The organism is Novosphingopyxis sp. YJ-S2-01 (genome assembly GCF_016093175.1).
GTDB classification, from domain to species: domain Bacteria; phylum Pseudomonadota; class Alphaproteobacteria; order Sphingomonadales; family Sphingomonadaceae; genus Novosphingopyxis; species Novosphingopyxis iocasae.
The window spans coordinates 1-483 of record NZ_JAEDAI010000013.1 but is presented as its reverse complement, the minus strand read 5'-3'; the positions used below and the strand labels follow the sequence as shown (position 1 = coordinate 483).

Annotated in this window: 1 pseudogene; it reads right to left on the bottom strand. The window is 64.6% G+C overall.

The features are described 5' to 3' along the window. Positions 1–483 (bottom strand): annotated as a pseudogene (locus tag I6A82_RS14425) (TonB-dependent receptor); the annotation flags it as partial.

Genomic DNA, 483 nt, shown 5'->3' with positions numbered 1-483 from the left:
CGAGAAGCGGAAGCCCAGCGGCAGGTCAACCATGCCGGAGACCACGATCCGGTGCCGCTCGTCGCCGGCCTTGGGACGCCAGCCATAGCGGTCCGGCGTCACGCCATCGAGGCTGAACAGGTCGCCGCCATTCTGCTCCGCCTTGGACAGCGTGTAGGCGATGTTCAGGCCCCAGCCCGAGGACTTGGTGTAGTTCTTGTCGAGCGTGAAATAGAGCGCCTTGTAGCGGGTATCGAGCCCGTCATAGCCGATCAGGACATTGGCATAGCCGAACGGAATCACCGGCGCGGTGTTGCAGCAATTGCCCAGGCCGTTGTTCTGCCGGGTGGCGAACAGGTTGGTATAGCCGTGGCGGCCGCGCTGGTACGAGCCGGTGACCGAGGCCTCGAACACGCCGATACGCTGGCGCACGCCGAGGCTGAACTGGTCGTTCACCGGCGGCTTCGCATTGTTCTTCACCGCGAACAATTCGGGCAGGCCGGC